This window comes from Cellulomonas sp. ES6 (assembly GCF_030053835.1).
Lineage (GTDB): Bacteria > Actinomycetota > Actinomycetes > Actinomycetales > Cellulomonadaceae > Cellulomonas.
In genome coordinates, this window is sequence record NZ_CP125655.1 from 934809 (window position 1) to 950290 (window position 15482).

At 75.4% G+C, this 15482-nt stretch carries 15 protein-coding genes; 8 read left to right on the top strand and 7 right to left on the bottom strand.

All coding sequences use genetic code 11. The features are described from left to right. Nucleotides 1-135 precede the first annotated feature (135 nt). Nucleotides 136-1209, top strand: coding sequence for a hydroxymethylglutaryl-coenzyme A reductase family protein (locus P9841_RS04435; protein WP_283320881.1), 1074 nt, complete (start codon nt 136-138; stop codon nt 1207-1209). Between the two features lie 242 nt (nt 1210-1451). Further along, nucleotides 1452-2657, top strand: coding sequence for a hydroxymethylglutaryl-CoA synthase (locus tag P9841_RS04440; RefSeq protein WP_283320882.1), 1206 nt, complete (start codon nt 1452-1454; stop codon nt 2655-2657). Nucleotides 2658-2679: 22 nt separating this feature from the next. On the opposite strand, the gene P9841_RS04445 is transcribed toward P9841_RS04440, so the two are convergent. After that, nucleotides 2680-4545: a hypothetical protein gene (locus tag P9841_RS04445; protein WP_283320883.1), complete on the bottom strand. Its 1866-nt coding sequence runs from the start codon at nt 4543-4545 to the stop codon at nt 2680-2682. Between the two features lie 120 nt (nt 4546-4665). On the opposite strand from P9841_RS04445, the gene P9841_RS04450 reads away from it, so the two are divergent. Further along, on the top strand, nt 4666-5721 hold the full coding sequence (locus P9841_RS04450) for a glutathione S-transferase family protein (RefSeq protein WP_283320884.1): 1056 nt from the start codon (nt 4666-4668) through the stop codon (nt 5719-5721). Between the two features lie 107 nt (nt 5722-5828). On the opposite strand, the gene P9841_RS04455 is transcribed toward P9841_RS04450, so the two are convergent. The 6 genes from P9841_RS04455 to P9841_RS04480 form a co-directional block, all read right to left on the bottom strand. Then, the gene (locus tag P9841_RS04455) at nt 5829-6731 is read right to left on the bottom strand and encodes a VOC family protein (RefSeq protein WP_283320885.1); all 903 of its coding nucleotides are present in this window, start codon (nt 6729-6731) and stop codon (nt 5829-5831) included. Between the two features lie 88 nt (nt 6732-6819). After that, nucleotides 6820-7458 carry a CYTH domain-containing protein gene (locus tag P9841_RS04460; protein ID WP_283320886.1) on the bottom strand — a complete coding sequence of 213 codons (639 nt, stop codon included), beginning with the start codon at nt 7456-7458 and terminating at the stop codon, nt 6820-6822. A gap of 108 nt (nt 7459-7566) precedes the next feature. Beyond that, nucleotides 7567-8166, bottom strand: a complete 600-nt coding sequence (locus tag P9841_RS04465) for a GNAT family N-acetyltransferase (RefSeq protein ID WP_283320887.1) — start codon at nt 8164-8166, stop codon at nt 7567-7569. Nucleotides 8167-8201: 35 nt separating this feature from the next. After that, complete coding sequence (locus P9841_RS04470) at nt 8202-8693, bottom strand: NUDIX hydrolase (protein WP_283320888.1); 492 nt, start codon at nt 8691-8693, stop codon at nt 8202-8204. 10 nt (nt 8694-8703) lie between these two features. Next, a complete protein-coding gene (locus P9841_RS04475; RefSeq protein ID WP_283320889.1) occupies nt 8704-9564 on the bottom strand; it encodes an NAD-dependent epimerase/dehydratase family protein in 861 nt (286 codons plus the stop codon). 46 nt (nt 9565-9610) lie between these two features. Continuing rightward, complete coding sequence (locus tag P9841_RS04480; protein WP_222171866.1) at nt 9611-9976, bottom strand: DUF2200 domain-containing protein; 366 nt, start codon at nt 9974-9976, stop codon at nt 9611-9613. Nucleotides 9977-10085: 109 nt separating this feature from the next. Between P9841_RS04480 and P9841_RS04485 the strand changes: the two genes are divergently transcribed. From P9841_RS04485 to P9841_RS04505, 5 genes are all read left to right on the top strand, one after another. Then, nucleotides 10086-11285: a GAF domain-containing sensor histidine kinase gene (locus P9841_RS04485; protein WP_283320890.1), complete on the top strand. Its 1200-nt coding sequence runs from the start codon at nt 10086-10088 to the stop codon at nt 11283-11285. Nucleotides 11286-11290: 5 nt separating this feature from the next. Further along, the gene (locus P9841_RS04490) at nt 11291-11947 is read left to right on the top strand and encodes a response regulator (protein ID WP_283320891.1); all 657 of its coding nucleotides are present in this window, start codon (nt 11291-11293) and stop codon (nt 11945-11947) included. A 167-nt stretch (nt 11948-12114) separates the two neighbouring features. Further along, complete coding sequence (locus P9841_RS04495; protein ID WP_283320892.1) at nt 12115-12915, top strand: hypothetical protein; 801 nt, start codon at nt 12115-12117, stop codon at nt 12913-12915. After that, on the top strand, nt 12912-13919 hold the full coding sequence (locus P9841_RS04500) for an electron transfer flavoprotein subunit alpha/FixB family protein (RefSeq protein ID WP_283320893.1): 1008 nt from the start codon (nt 12912-12914) through the stop codon (nt 13917-13919). Before P9841_RS04495 ends, P9841_RS04500 begins: the two co-directional genes overlap by 4 nt. 32 nt (nt 13920-13951) lie before the next feature. Next, nucleotides 13952-15427 (top strand): FAD-dependent oxidoreductase, encoded by a 1476-nt coding sequence (locus tag P9841_RS04505; RefSeq protein ID WP_283320894.1) that lies wholly within the window; start codon nt 13952-13954, stop codon nt 15425-15427. Nucleotides 15428-15482 lie beyond the last annotated feature (55 nt).

A 15482-nucleotide genomic window follows, 5' to 3' on the forward strand; every position in this document is an offset into this window, starting at 1 on the left:
CTACGCTGAGGCGGTGCGGTCGACCGCGCCCGCGTGCCGTCGCCGGCGCGCACCCGGCCGGCCGCGCCCGATCGACCGGCACCTGCCGGCCCGTGCGCGCCGCCGCACGCCCCGCTCCCGACCCCGGAGGTCCCCATGCCCGCCGTCGCCGACGCGTCCGAGCTCTCGGCGCCCGTCCCGCTGCGCTGGGTCGGCCCGGTGCGGGTCAGCGGCAACGTCATGACCGGCGAGTCGGAGGTGCCGCTCGCGACGTACGAGTCCCCGCTGTGGCCGTCGGTGCGCCGCGGGGCCCGGATCTCCACGATGGTCGAGGGCGGCATCCGCGCGACGCTGGTGGACGAGCGGATGTCCCGCTCGGTGCTGCTGGAGGCGGACGACGCGGGCGTGGCGCTGGCCGCCTGGCAGCACCTGACGTCGCACCGGGCGGAGCTCGAGGCCGTCGTCGCCGGCAGCAGCCGGTTCGCCCGGCTGATCGACCTGCACGTGCAGATCGCCGCGAACCTGCTGTTCGTCCGGTTCGAGCTGACCACGGGCGACGCGTCCGGCCACAACATGGTGACGAACGCGGCGGACCGCCTCATGGACCACGTCCTGGCGACGGTGCCGGGCGTGCGGTACGGGTCGGTGTCGGGCAACTACTGCTCCGACAAGAAGGCCACCGCCGTGAACGGCATCCTCGGGCGCGGCAAGAACGTCGTGACGGAGATCGTCGTCCCGCGGCGCCTCGTCGAGCGGTTCCTGCACACCACGCCCGAGGCGGTCGTCCAGCTCAACATCCGCAAGAACCTCATCGGGACGATGCTGGCCGGCGGGCTGCGCTCGGCGAACGCGCACTACGCGAACATGCTGCTGGCGTTCTACCTGGCGACCGGTCAGGACGCGGCCAACATCGTCGAGGGCTCGCAGGGTCTCACCCACGCGGAGGTCCGCGACGGCGACCTGTACTTCTCCTGCACGCTGCCGAACCTCGTCGTCGGGACCGTCGGCAACGGCAAGGGCCTGGGCTTCGTCGAGGACAACCTCGCGCGGCTCGGGTGCCGGGAGGAGCGCGAGCCCGGCGCGAACGCCCGGCGCCTGGCGGTGCTGTGCGCCGCGACCGTGCTGTGCGGGGAGCTGTCGCTCATGGCCGCCCAGACGAACCAGGGCGAGCTGATGGCCGCGCACCTGCGCCTAGAGCGCGGCGCGGCGGGCCCCACGACCACCGCCTGACCCGACGCGCGGGGCGCCGGCCGCGCCGGGCTCCCGCGACCGCCGGGATGGATCCGGCCCTCGGGGGCGTTCCGTGTGAGGCGCGTGAAGACCCCGGCCGTCGCTGGTCGGGCTCCGCGCGCGGGGCTACAGTCGTCCGGGCCTCGCGTGGCGCCGTGACTCAGCACCACGCCCCGGGGCCACCCGCCCCGGGCCCCTCCGCCCGACGGGCGGCGACCAGCCCGAGAGGATCCCACCCCGACATGCAGCTCGGCATCGACGACCTGGCCTTCGCGACCGCGGACCGGTACCTCGACCTGGCGGACCTCGCGCCCGTGCACGGCGTGGACGTCGCGAAGTACACCGTGGGCCTCGGCCAGGACCGGATGAGCGTGTGCGCCCCCGACGAGGACGTCGTGACGCTGGCCGCCGCGGCCGCGCTGCCGCTGGTCGAGGACCTCGACGACGCCGGCCGCGCCGCGATCCGGACCGTGCTGCTGGCCACCGAGTCGGGCATCGACCAGTCGAAGTCAGCCGGCGTCTACGTGCACCGGCTGCTTGGCCTGTCGCCGTCGGCGCGCGTCGTCGAGCTGAAGCAGGCGTGCTACGCGGGGACGTCGGCGCTGCAGATGGCGCTCGCCCTCGTCGCGCGCAACCCGGAGCAGAAGGTGCTCGTGATCTGCTCGGACGTCGCGCGGTACGACGTGGGCTCCTCCGGGGAGCCGACCCAGGGCTGCGGCGCGGTCGCGATGCTGGTCACGGCAGACCCGCGCCTGGTCGCGATCGAGCCGGTGTCCGGGCTGCACACCACGGACGTCATGGACTTCTGGCGGCCGAACTACCGCTCGACGGCGGTGGTCGACGGCCGGCTCTCGCTGCGCGCCTACACGGACTCGCTGGCCGGGGCGTGGCAGGACTTCCAGGCGCAGGGCGGCGCCGCGCTGGCCGACATCGACGCGTTCGTCTACCACCAGCCGTTCACGAAGATGGCGGTCAAGGCGCACGCCCACCTCGCCCGCGTCGCCGGCGGCCCCCGGGACGCCGAGGCGCAGGCCGCGCAGATCGCGGACACCCTGCGGTACAACCGCGAGATCGGGAACTCCTACACCGCGTCGATGTACATCGGGCTGGCGTCGCTGCTCGACCACGCGACCGAGGACCTCGCCGGCTCGCGCATCGGGTTCTTCTCGTACGGCTCCGGCTCCGTCGGCGAGTTCTTCACCGGCGTCGTCCAGCCCGGGTACCGGCAGCACCTGCGCGCCGCGGCCCACCGCCGGCTGCTCGACGACCGCGAGCGGATCTCGCACGCGGAGTACCTGGAGATCGTCGCGCCCGTGAACCCGGTGGACGGCGGCGAGCACGTCGTCGAGCCGACCACGCGCGGACCTTTCCGGCTCGCGGCGATCACCGGGCACCAGCGGGTCTACGAGCGGGCAGCCGCGGCGGCGGCAGGCAGCGCGGTCGCCTGACCGCCCGCCTGACCGCGCGGCGCTACTGGTACGTCACCAGGTCCGGCGTCGGCTGCACCGCGTAGGTCTGCGCCGGGTCCAGCATCGGCTGGTCCTCGTCGTAGAAGTTCTTCCACCCCCAGTGCACGTCCGGCGCCCCCTGGCGCAGCGCCCGCCACGTGTCGGCCTTCGCGGGCTGGGAGCCCTGGCCGTCGGCGTGGATGATCACCGCCAGCTCGTCGTGGCTGGTGTCGAGCCGCTCGCGGTCGGTGATCATCCGCAGCGAGAACTGGTGGAGCAGGAACATCTTCTGCGGCAGGTGGTGCTCGCGGGTGAACCCGGCGAGCCATTCGGCGGTGGCGTTGACCTCGTCGACGCCCACCGATCCGATCTGCCGGAGGTGGACCTGGTCGGGTGCGAGCCGCCACTCGGGGTCGAGCGCGAGGCCGACGTGCGGGTACGCGAGCAGCTCGGCGTACTGCTTCGCCTGGGTGACAAAGTCGGTGCGTCCGGGCTGCAGGTCGATGACGACCGCCTGGCCCGCCTCCTGCGCGGCCTCGACCAGCGGGCGCAGGTCCTGCACGCTGCGCGCGCGGGAGTAGGAGCCGTCGGGCTCGGGGGCGGACGAGGCGATGGTCGCGATGATCTCGAGGGTGGGGACCACGGTGTCGTCGGTCAGGGCCTCGTAGGGCTCGGCGGTCTGCCGGGCGCGGGCGATCGTCGCGGGCACGTCCTGCTCCCCCAGGACGCCAAGCGCCGGCGTGCCGGGGGTCCCGTACAGCGCCACGTAGCGCTTGCCGTCCTCGCCGCGGGGGAACACGAGCTGCCCCCCGCCGGGGAGCTCCACGCCGGTCGCAGCCGCCGCGACCCGTGGGCCGAGGACCGCGGCGGCGCCGAAGCCGGGGGCCAGGGCGACGACCGTCCGGACGCCGTCGAGCGCGCCCACGGTCTCGGAGGTCGAACGCGGGTCGCCCCCGGGCACGTCCACGACGGGGACGCCGGCCGCCCGGGCGGTGGCGAGCGCGGCGGCGGTGCGGCCGGCGCGGTCCTCGGCGAGGTCCACGAGGACCGCGGCGCGACGCGGTGCCTCGGGCGGCAGGACGCGCGGGCCCGCACCGTCGAGCAGGACGCCGTCCGACGGCGCGGCGCCGGGGGCGGTGGTCGCGGTCGAGGACCCGCCCGACGGCGCGCGGGTCCTCGACGCCTCCGGGGACGACGTGCGACCCCGTGACGCCCGGGGAGAGGCGGTCGCCTCCGGTGCCCGCGTCGAGCGGGCCGCGGTCGGGCTCCCCGACGGCTCGGCGGCCGGGTCCGGCGCCGGCCCGACCAGCAGCGTCGTGCCGGGGCGGTCGAGAGCGGCCACCGCGCCGGCGAGCCGTGCGGGCCCCACCTCGTGCGGCTCCTCGACCGCGACGCCGAGCTCCGCGAGCGCCGGCGCGTCGCCGGGGTCCACGGCGTGCACCTGCAGCGAGGGGTCCAGGTCGTCCGGGGTCCCGCCGACCGCGACGACGTCGGTGGCACCGAGCCGCTCGATCTCGTCCGCGAGCCCGTCGACCCCCGCGACCAGCGCCGGGACCCCGATCGCCACCGCCAGGGACGCCGCCGGGGCGATCGTCGCGGGGTCGTCGTCCGCGGCGAGCACCACGGCCGGGGCGTCGGCGAACAGCGCGCGGCTGGCCGCGAGCGCGGTCTGCGCGGCGGACCGCTTCGGCAGCACGGTCGTGCGCTCCTCCGGGACCCGGGTCTGCGCGCTCACCGGCTCGGCCGTGGGCGTCGGCGTCGCGCTGGGACCGGGCGGGGTCGGCCCGCCGGTGCAGGCCGCCAGCGCGACGGCGAGCACGGACGCCACGACGGCGCCCACGAGGCGGGGACGGGACGGTCGGACGGCGGGGGCGGACGCAGCAGGCACGGGTCTCCGGGGCCGGGGACAGGGTTCCCTGCCACTGTAGGTGCGCCTCCCGACACCCGCGACGCCCGCGGCACCCGTGACGCCGAGCGCACGCCGTCACGGCACGGGATGATCGTCCCCATGGGCACGGAGAGCACGCAGCAGGAGTTCACCACCGCAGGGTCGTACGTCACGTCCGGCGAGGAGTTCGTGCGGGACCAGAACTACCTCACGACCCGCATCACCGCGGACGGCCGGGACGGCTACCCCGTCGAGCCCGGCCGCTACCGCCTGGTGGTGTCCCGGGCCTGCCCGTGGGCGAACCGCGCGATCATCGTGCGCAGGCTGCTCGGCCTCGAGGACGCGATCTCGCTCGGGGTGTGCGGCCCGACGCACGACGCGCGGTCCTGGACGTTCGACCTCGACCCCGGCGGCGTCGACCCCGTGCTCGGGATCCCCCGCCTCCAGGACGCGTACTTCCGGCGCGTGCCCGGGTACGACCGCGGCATCACCGTGCCCGCGATCGTCGACGTGCCGTCCGGCGCGGTGGTGACGAACGACTACGCGCAGATGACGCTCGACCTGTCGACCGAGTGGACCGCTTTCCACCGCGAGGGCGCCCCCGACCTGTACCCGGAGCACCTGCGGGACGAGATCGACCAGGTGGCCCGGAAGGTGTTCACCGACGTGAACAACGGCGTCTACCGCTGCGGGTTCGCCGGGTCGCAGGAGGCGTACGAGCGGGCGTACCGGCGGCTGTTCTCCCGGCTGGACTGGCTGTCCGAGCGGCTGTCGACCCAGCGGTACCTGGTCGGCGACACGATCACCGAGGCGGACGTCCGGCTGTTCACCACGCTCGTGCGGTTCGACGCCGTCTACCACGGGCACTTCAAGTGCAACCGGTCGAAGCTCACCGAGATGCCGGTGCTGTGGGCGTACGCGCGGGACCTGTTCCAGACCCCGGGCTTCGGCGACACGATCGACTTCGACCACATCAAGCGGCACTACTACGTGGTGCACGAGGACATCAACCCCACGCAGATCGTCCCCGCCGGCCCGGACCTGCGCGGCTGGCTGACCCCGCACGGCCGCGAGGCGCTGGGCGGCCGCCCGTTCGGCGACGGCACCCCGCCCGGCCCGGTCCGCGAGTCCGAGCGCGTCGACCCGGCCCACACGGCGGAGGCGATGGCGGGCTGACACCCCGCCCCCACCACCGCCGAGCTCGGCAGCTCCGGGCGCCGGCCCGGCGTGTCGCGCCGGCGTGCCGCCTGGGCGTGCCGAGCTGGGCGGGGACGGGGGTGCTGTCAGGCGGACGGGCGGACGCGGACGACGTTGCGCCAGGGGTCGTCGAAGGTGACCGTGGCGCCGTCGTCGCGGACCGCCACGCCGTGCGCCGCCAGCCGCTCCCGCAGGGCGCCCACGTCGTCACTCCCGGGGACGACCAGCGTGACCTCGCCGAGCCCCAGGCTGCTCGCGCGCGGGCCGGCGCCGGCGGAGTTCCACGTGTTCATCGCCATGTGGTGGTGGTACCCGCCGGCCGACACGAACAGCGCCCCGTGCCACTCGGCCATGACGTCGAACCCCAGGGCGTCGACGTAGAACGCCCGCGCCCCGGCGACGTCGCCGACCTGCAGGTGCACGTGCCCGACGACGGGCGCGCCCGCGGGGGCCGCCAGCGCGGCGTCGGTGACGTTCCCCCGGATGAACTCGTTGGGGTCGAGCCGCAGCGAGTCCATGACCACGCGTCCGTGGGCGTCGTACTGCCACAGGTCACGGGCGCGGTCCCAGTACAGCTCGACGCCGTTGCCCTCGGGGTCGGTGAGGTAGAACGCCTCGGAGACCAGGTGGTCGGCGCTGCCCACGAACGTCTGCGGGGCGCGGGAGGCGACGGACGCGAGCGTGGCCGCGAGCGCCTCCCGGGTGTCGAAGAGGATCGCCGTGTGGAACAGCCCGGCCTGGCCGCGGCTCGTCGGCGGCAGGTCCGGCGTGTGGCGCAGCACGACGAGCGGCCGGCTCCCCCGCCCCAGGACGACGACGTCGGGACGCCCGACGCCCTCGATCCGCGCGTCCGGCCGCTCCACGACGTCGAGCCCGAGCACGTCGCGGTAGTAGCGGAGCTGGGCGTCGAGGTCCGCGACGAGGAGCGTCACGGGTCCCATCGCGGTGTCGGCGGCGAGGCGGTCCTGGGTGGCGGCTGCTGCGGTCATGTCCCCACAATAGTTGAGCCTTCAACCTTTGACCAGAGACGTCGGCCACACCACCGCACCGGTGCCCGGCGGTGCCCGACGGTGCCCGTCAGCCCCGGCGCTGCAGGTCGTTGTGGCCGAAGTCGGTGAGGAAGCGCGGCCCGTGCTCGCGCAGCTCCGCCTCGAAGTCCGCCGCCCAGCCGCTGTACGGCGCCCGGGCCAGCCCGTCGTTCGCGAACCGGGCGTCGTCCGTCAGCTCCGTGACGCAGAACGCCGGGATCTGCAGGTCCGTGACGGGGCCGGAGCGCTCGCACTCCGCGACCACGAGCGGCGCGTTCGCCCCGCCGAAGACGTCGACCACCCAGCCGTCCGCGCCCAGCCAGACGGCGTAGCGGTTCTTCACGATGCGGTGGCCGCCGCGCCGGATCATCTCGATGCCGACGGTCACGTCGATCTCGCGCTCCGCCTCGTAGCGGGTGCCCACGTTCATCGGGCCCTTGAGCGTGACGGCGCAGAACTCGAACGCGTCCCGGGCCTCCTCGAGGACGGCCAGCGGGTCGGCGTCGGGGCCGAGCGGCAGCCGCAGCCCGTCCGCCTGCACCCGCAGCCGCAGGGCGTAGCCGTCCTGCGCCAGGAAGTACGACTGGACGATGAGCACCGGCTCGGGCTCGGCCAGCAGCTCCATCGGCGGCGTGCGCACGAAGAACCGCCGCTCGAACTCGAAGTCGCCGTACCCGGTGTCGCTCACCGGAGCCTCCCCGCTCGTCCGCGCGGCACCCGGGGCGTGGGCGCCGCTGCAGGTCACGCTACGCGACCGCCCCGCTCCGCAGCGGGACCCCGCGCCCGCGCGCGACCCTCAGGCGCGCAGGTCCATCCCCAGCGTCCGGCCCCACGGCGCGGTGGCCACCTCGTGGAACCCGACACGCGCGTAGAAGGCGATCGCGCCGGTGTTCTGCTCCGAGACCTTCAGGTGCACGCCCGGGACACCACGCCCGCGCAGCGCACCGGTGAGCGTCTCGATGAGCGTGCGCCCCAGGCCGCGCCCCTGGGCCCGCGGCAGCAGGTCGATGTGCAGGTGCGCCGGGTAGGCCGCGGTGAGCTCCTCCTCGTACCGGGAGCCGTCGTGGATCGTCCGCAGCAGGTCGTGGTCGCGCAGACCCGCGACCTCCGGCCGCAGCGGGTACCGCTCCCGGAGCGGGGGCCACCACACGTCCTCCTGCCAGCGCGCGAACGCCTGCGAGTCCGCGGTGCCCACGACGTAGCCGGCCACGCCGTCCTCGTCGGTGACGACCCACGTCAGCCCCGGGTCGGCCACGGGGTACGGGGCGGCGTACACGTGACCCAGCAGGTCCGGGTCGCGGTAGAACCGGGTCCCGTCGGCACCCACGTCACCGGTGAGCAGGCACACGCGGTACATGCCCGCCAGGTCGCACGTCGAGAACGGTCTCACCTGCATGTCCGCGACCCTACCCGCGGGGCCCGCCGACCCGCTCAGACCGCGAAGCGCGCGGCCTCCTCCGGCGAGAGCGCGTGGGCGATGCGCGCGTGCATCTCCGCGGACATCTCCGGCAGCGCGTCGAGCGGGAACCACCGCGCCTCGGAGTTCTCGCCGTCACCGGGCCCCGGCTCCCCCGACACCCAGCGGAAGCGGAACGTCAGGTCCAGGTACTGGGAGCGGTCGCCGTTCGCGTACGTCATCGGCGGCAGGGAGTGCACCCACGCCAGGCGCTCGGCGACCGCGACCACCTCGGTCTCCTCGAGGACCTCGCGCGCACCCGCGACCGCCGGCTCCTCCCCCGGGTCGATGATCCCGGTGACGGGCGTCCAGGCCCCGTTGTCGGCGCGCCGCACCAGCAGGACCTCCTCGGCGCCGGGCGCACCGCCGGCGACCGGCCGCACGACGACCGCGCTCACCCCCGACAGCCACAGCAGGTCGTGGCCGATCTTCTCGCGCAGGTCCAGGACGAAGTCAGGCGTGGGCACGCCTGCGATGCTACGGGCGCGGCGACCCGACCTCGTCACGCCACGAGTACCGCGGCTCGAACCCGATGAGCTCGCGCGCCGCGTCGATCGCGAGCAGCGTCTCGTACGTGCCGAGGTCCCGCCGCACCGGCACGTCGGGGAACTCCGCGGCCAGGAGCTCGGCGGACGGGGTGTCCATGATCGTGTCGGCCGCCGCGATGATGACGTTCCGGGAGCCGGACGTGGTGGCCTCCAGCGCGAGCCGGCAGGACGCCGCCGCGTCGCGCGCGTCGATGTAGCCCCACAGGTTCCACCGCCGCAGGGCGGGGTCGCCGTGGAAGGCGGGGACCCGGGCGTACGCCTCGGGCGGGAAGACGTTCGAGAACCGCAGCCCGACGAACGGGATGCCCGACCACTGCGCGACCTGCGCCGCGAGGTCCTCGCTCAGCACCTTCGACAGCGCGTACGTGGACGTCGGGTACGGGAAGTGGTCCTCGTCCACCGGCGCGTAGCGCGGCGGCACGTCGAACGGCAGGCCGAGGGTCGTCTCGCTCGACGCCCACACCACCTTGCGCAGCCCCAGCCGCTGCGCCGCCAGGAACACGTTGCCGTTCGCGGCGAGGTTGCGGCTCAGCGTCTCCGGCGCCGACTCCATGCCGGGCTGCGGGATGTTCGCCAGGTGCACCACGGCCGTGCAGCCCGCGAGCGCCTCCACCGCCTGCCCGTAGTCGGTCAGCTCGGCGCGCATCACGTCCACGCCCAGGCCGGCGCGCTCCCCGAACGGCCCCTGCGCGTCGGTGGCGTGGACGGCGTAGCCGTGGTCCAGCAGGTCCTGCACGACGGCCCGGCCCACCTTGCCCAGGGCGCCCGTGACGGCGACGGTCTCGGTCATGGCCGCCATCCTCGCCGCGGCCCGGCGGGCGCGTCCACCGGAGGGCTCAGACGGTCGCGTCGCTCCCGCGCAGGATCGACGTCATCTTCTTGCCGCGCCCCACCTCGTCGACCAGCTTGTCCATCCACCGGATCTGCTGCATCAGCGGGTCCTCGATCTCCTCGACCCGGTACCCGCAGATGACCCCGGTGATGAGCCCGGCGTTCGGGTTCATGGCGGGCGCCTGCGCGAAGAACGTCCGCAGGTCCGTGCCGTCGTCGAGCACGCGGCGCAGCCCGGCGTCGTCGTAGCCGGTGAGCCAGGTGATGACCTGGTCGACCTCGGCCTGTGTCCGGCCCTTGCGCTCGGCCTTGGCGACGTAGTGCGGGTAGATGCTGGCGAGGCTGGTGGCGAAGATGTCGTGCCGCGGCATGGGGTCCTCCTCGGGCGTCCCGCCCAGTATCGCCGACGGCCCGTCCGGGGCGGGCGGCGTGGGCCCACGGTCCCTGGCGGTGCGGCGGCGCCTCCCTACTCTCGGGAGTGTGCACGACGCCGACGTGGTGGCGCTCCTGACGCGGCTGGTCCGGGTCGACGAGGTGCTGGCCACGCCCGGCGACCGGGCGGACCGGCTGACCGGCGCGGCGGAGGTGCTGCGGGAGGTGGTCGGCGCGCGGCTGTCCCCGGTCTTCCTGCTCGACCGGACGGGTACGCGGCTGGAGCTGGTCGCCGACGAGGCGCAGCGCCGCGTCCTGGGCGACGGGTTCCGGACGATGCCGGCGTACCAGCACCTGCGCGCCCCGTGGATCAACACCGAGGAGTGGCCGGTCTCCGCGGCCGACCACCTGGACCACGCGTCGTGGCAGGTGCTGCCCGAGGACTTCCGGGCCTGGTTCGGGACGTCCGGCATCGTGGCGCCGATCCACGCCGACGGGCGTCACCTGGGGGCGGTGCTGCTGGCGTTCGACGGCGAGTACCGGCTGCCGGCGGACGTCCGGGCGTTCCTGGCGGTCGCCGGCCGGATCATCGGCAACGCGCTGTACCGCTGGCAGGCCGGGGAGCGCGAGCAGGAGCTCGGCGCGCTGCAGGAGCGGCGGCGGCTCAGCGACGAGCTGCACGTGGACCTCGCCCAGCAGGCCGCGGCGCTGGGGATGCAGGAGGAGGCCGTCCGCCTGGACGTGGCGACCGGCTCCGAGCTGCTCCCGCAGGACCTCGAGGCGCTGCGGCGGGCGGTCGGCAGCCTGCAGCAGAACCTGCGCCACCAGATGCTGGGGCTGCGCGCGGACGCGGGCCTGGGCGCCCGGCGGCTGCTCGAGACGGTGCGGGCGCACCTCGACACGTTCAGCCGCGAGCTGCAGATCCGGACGCACCTGGTCTGCCCCGACACGGCGGCCGCCGACCGCGTGCCGGTGGCCGTGGCGGCCCAGCTGCTGCGGGTGCTCCAGGAGTCGCTGTCGAACTGCCACCTGCACGCGGCCGCGACGGCCGTGGTCGTGCGGCTGCTGGCGTCCGGGACGCGGGTGCGGCTGGAGGTCCAGGACGACGGCGCCGGGTTCGACCCGGCGAGCGTGCCGGACTCGCGGCTCGGCCTGTCGATCATGCGCGAGCGGATGGAGCAGGTCGGCGGCTCGCTGTCCCTGGTCTCCGTCCGGGGCGGCGGCACGCTGGTCGTCGCCGAGGCGCCGCTGGACCCGGCCGGCCGGGTGGTCGGCGGCCCGGGTGTCGACGTGCGGGAGAGGATCTGAGTCGCGTGGAGCAGCCCACCGGTGTCCTCGTGGCCGACGACCACGCGCTGTTCCGGGACGGCCTGACGTCCCTGATCGGCCGGTGGACCGACTTCGAGGTCGTCGCCGCCGCCGCCGACGGGGCGGAGGCGATCCGCCTGGCACGCCGCCTGCACCCCCGGCTGGTGCTGATGGACGTCCGCATGGAGCCGGTGGGCGGGGTCGAGGCGACCGCCCGCATCTGCGCCGAGGACCCGTCGGTCAAGGTCGTCATGCTGACGATGTCGCGCCTCGGGGAGGACGTCTACCAGGCGCTGCGCAGCGGGGCGGACGGGTACGTGATCAAGGACGAGCCGGCGCACCGGCTGCACGACTACCTCGCGGCCGTCATGCGCGGCGAGACCGCCCTGTCGAGCGCGCTGGCCGCGCAGGTGCTGGCCGAGCTCACCGGCAGCCCCGTCGGCCACGACCCCGGCCCCCGGGTCTGCGACACCCTCACCCCCCGGGAGCTGGACGTGCTGCGGCTGCTGGTCGACGGGCTGTCGAACGAGGAGATCGCCCGCGACCTGCACCTCGGTGAGACGACCGTGAAGAAGCACCTCGGCCGCGTCATGGACAAGCTCCACGTCCGCAACCGCGTGCAGGTGGCCGTCTACAGCGTCCGCCAGGGGCTCGTGCCCTGACCCCTACCCCCCGGGGGTAGCCGATCGGTCGCCCCGGCCGGACCGGTCGGTGCTGGTGAGCGCGGGCGGCGCGGCGACATCGTGGAACCGCACGGGGGCGGGCGCCGCGCGGTGCCCACGCGTGCACCCGGACGCCGCCGTGCGCCCGGTCGACGAGGAGGTCCGGCGTGCGTGTGGTGATCGTGTACTCGTGGGCCCGCGACACGGGCGCCGCGAGCGTCCGGGCCGACGGGTCCGTGGACTGGCGCGGCGGGAGGACGGCCCCGGGCGAGGACGACCCGGCGGCGCTCGCGGTCGCGCGGCAGCTCGCCGAGGACACCGGCGGGGAGGTCACCGGGCTGACCCTGGGCGACGGGGACGCGAGCTGGGTGCTCGCCCGCGGCGTCGGGTCGACGTGGTCGGTCGGCGACGCGCCCCTGCTGGCCGACGACGCGGCGACCGCCGGGATCCTCGCGGCGGCCGTCCGCGCGATCGGCGACGTGGACGTGGTCGTCGTCGGGGACGCGGCCGAGCGCGCCGGCGTCCCCGCGGCTCTCGCGGGGCTGCTGGGGTGGCCCGCCCTGCTCGGTGTCACGGCCGCGAGCGCCGTCGGGGAGGCGCCCGGCGCGGCGGGCACGGCGGGCACGGCGGGCGCGACGGACGGGGTGGGCGCGGCGGACGCGACCGCCGTGCGCGTCACCCGCCCGTCGCCGTCCGGCACCGAGACGATCACCGCCGCGCCGCCGCTCGTGCTGGGCGTCGCCGCCGAGTCCGGGACCCACCGTGCGCCCGGCATGAAGGAGCTGCTGGCGGCGCGCCGTCGGCCGGTGACGCCCCTGACGCTCGCCCGGATCGGCGCCGGCGCCGATGACGTGACCAGCCGCGGCACCGAGCTGCCGCCGGCGGCGCCGACGCGCGTCTTCGAGGGCCCTCCCGACCAGGTGGCGGGCCAGCTCGTGGCGGCCCTGCGCGCCGGGGGCGTGCTGTGAGCGCCGGCGCGGGCGACGTGCGCCCGGCCGGGGGTCCCGGGGGCGGGGCCTGGCTCGTCGTCGCGGACGCGGGGTGGCCCGCGGCGCTGCGCGTCGCGCGGGGGACGTCGTCCGGCGTGAGCGCCGCCGTCGTGGGACCGCGCGCGCTCGCCGACGCCGTGGCCGCGGCGGGGGTCCCGGTGCTGTGGGCCGAGCCCGCCGGCGGGACACCGGCCGAGGCGTACGCCGCACCCCTCGCCGAGCAGCTCGCGGCCGAGCGCCCCGCCCTGCTGGTGGGCACGACCCACCCGGCCTCCCGCGCGCTCCTCGGAGCCGCGGCGGCCCTCGCCGGCGCCCGGCTGCTCACCGGTGCGGTCGCCGCCGAGCCGACAACCGGCGGCACGGGCGGCACGGACGGCACGGGCGGCTCGACGGGCGCGGGCGGCTCCGCGTGGACGGTCCGGCGCACGCTGCTCGACGGGGCCGTCGTCGAGACCCTCGACTCGCCGTCCCCGGTGGCGCTGCTCGTCCAGGGTGCCGGGGCGGACGACGACGCACCCCCGCCCGCCCCGGTCGCGGGGACCGTCCGGCCCGTCGCCGCGGCGCCCGCGGCGATGACCCTGACCACGGTCCCGTCCGCGGAGCCGGCCGGCGGCCTGGAGGACGCCCGGGTGGTCGTCGCGTTCGGGCGCGGCGTGCGCTCCCGCGACGACGTCGCGCTGATCGAGCGCCTGGCGGACGCGCTCGGCGCGCAGGTGGCCTGCTCCATGCCGGTGGCGGACGACCGCGGCTGGCTGGACCGGTCGCGCTACGTCGGCCGGTCGGGCCGGCACATCGCGCCCCGGCTGTACCTCACGGTCGGCATCTCCGGGGCGCCGCAGCACCTGGAGGGCGTCCGCGGCGCGCAGGTCGTCGCCGCGGTGGACCAGGACCCGGCCGCCCGCATCTTCCGCGTCGCCGACTACGGCGTGGTGGGCGACCTGTACGAGGTGGTGCCGGCGCTCATCACGGCACTGCAGGGCTGAAGCAGTCACGAGTTCCGGATCAGGAGAGCATCATGAGCGAGCAGTTCGACTCCCACTACGACGTCGTCGTCATCGGCGGGGGCGCCTCCGGCCTGTCGTGCGCGGTGCAGGCGGCCAAGGACGGCCTGACGTGCGCCCTGCTGGAGAAGGAGGAGCGCACCGGCGGCAGCTCGGCGTTCGCGGAGGGCCACGCGGCGTTCGAGTCCGACGAGCAGGCCAAGCGGGGCATCACCGTCACGAAGACCCAGGCGTTCGACACGTACCTGGACTACTCGCACTGGCGGGCGGACGCGTCGATCGTGTCCCGGTTCGTGGAGAACGCGGCGACGACGATCGCCAAGATGCGCGACGAGGAGGGCGCCGTCTACGAGGACGTCACGGTCACCGCGGTGGACCAGCCCGGTGAGCTCGTGACCTGGCACCTGCCCCAGGGCGAGGTCGCCCACCTCATCGAGCTGCTCGAGGCCGACGCGCGGCACCGCGGGGTCGACGTGTTCCTCGGCACCAGCGCGACGTCCCTGCTGCAGGACGGGTCCGGCCGGGTCGTCGGCGTGACCGCCCGGGACGCGGACGGCGCCGAGGTGCGGCTCGGGGCACGGGCCGTCGTCGTCGCCACCGGCGGCTACGCGGGCAACCCGGAGCTGATCGACCGCTACACGCGCTACGACGCGCTGGGCGGCAAGCTCATCAACGTCGGCGGCCCCGGCAACACCGGGGACGGCCTGCGGATGGTGCTCGACGCCGGCGGGACGGAGCACCGGTCCATCGGCACGCTGCTGCTGTTCCCGTTCATGCGGGACAAGACCATCACCAGCCAGACCAACGCGGCGGGGTTCCAGCCGTACCTCTGGGTCGACGCGGACGGCCGCCGTTTCACGGACGAGGCCGTGGCCCTGAGCTTCGGCAACGCCGGCGACGTGGTCGCGGGCCTGCCGGGCGCGATGTTCTGGTCGGTGTTCGACTCCGGGACGGTGCGCCACCTCGTCGAGGACGGCAACGAGGTCGGGCTCGGCATCTACGTGCGCAACGGCGAGAAGCTGGTCGGCCTGCCCGACGAGATCGCGGCCGACGCCGCCGACCCCGCGCGCACCAACGTCGTCGGCGCGGACACGATCGAGGACCTCGCGGCCGCGATGGGCGTCGACCCCGCCGTGCTGCGCGCCGAGGTCGACGCGTACAACGCCGCCTGCGGGGACGGCGTCGACAGCCGGTTCCACAAGCCCGCGAAGTTCCTGCTCCCGGTCGCGACGCCGCCGTTCTACGCGGTGAAGATGGAGACCGGGATCATGGTCACGATGGGCGCGATCCGGATCGACGACCGCATGCGGTGCCTCGACGCCGACGGCCGGCCCATCCCCGGCCTGTACAGCGTGGGGTGCGACGCCGGCGGCCTGTTCGGCGAGTCGTACAGCCTGCCGATCCCCGGGTCCGCGAACGGCTTCGCGCTCACGTCGGGCTGGCTGACGGCCGACGACATCGCCGAGCGGATCGGGGCCGGGAGCCTGTAGCCGCAGGGGGACGGACGGCGGCCGGCCGGGGCGCGCGGGTCCCGGCCGGCCGCGG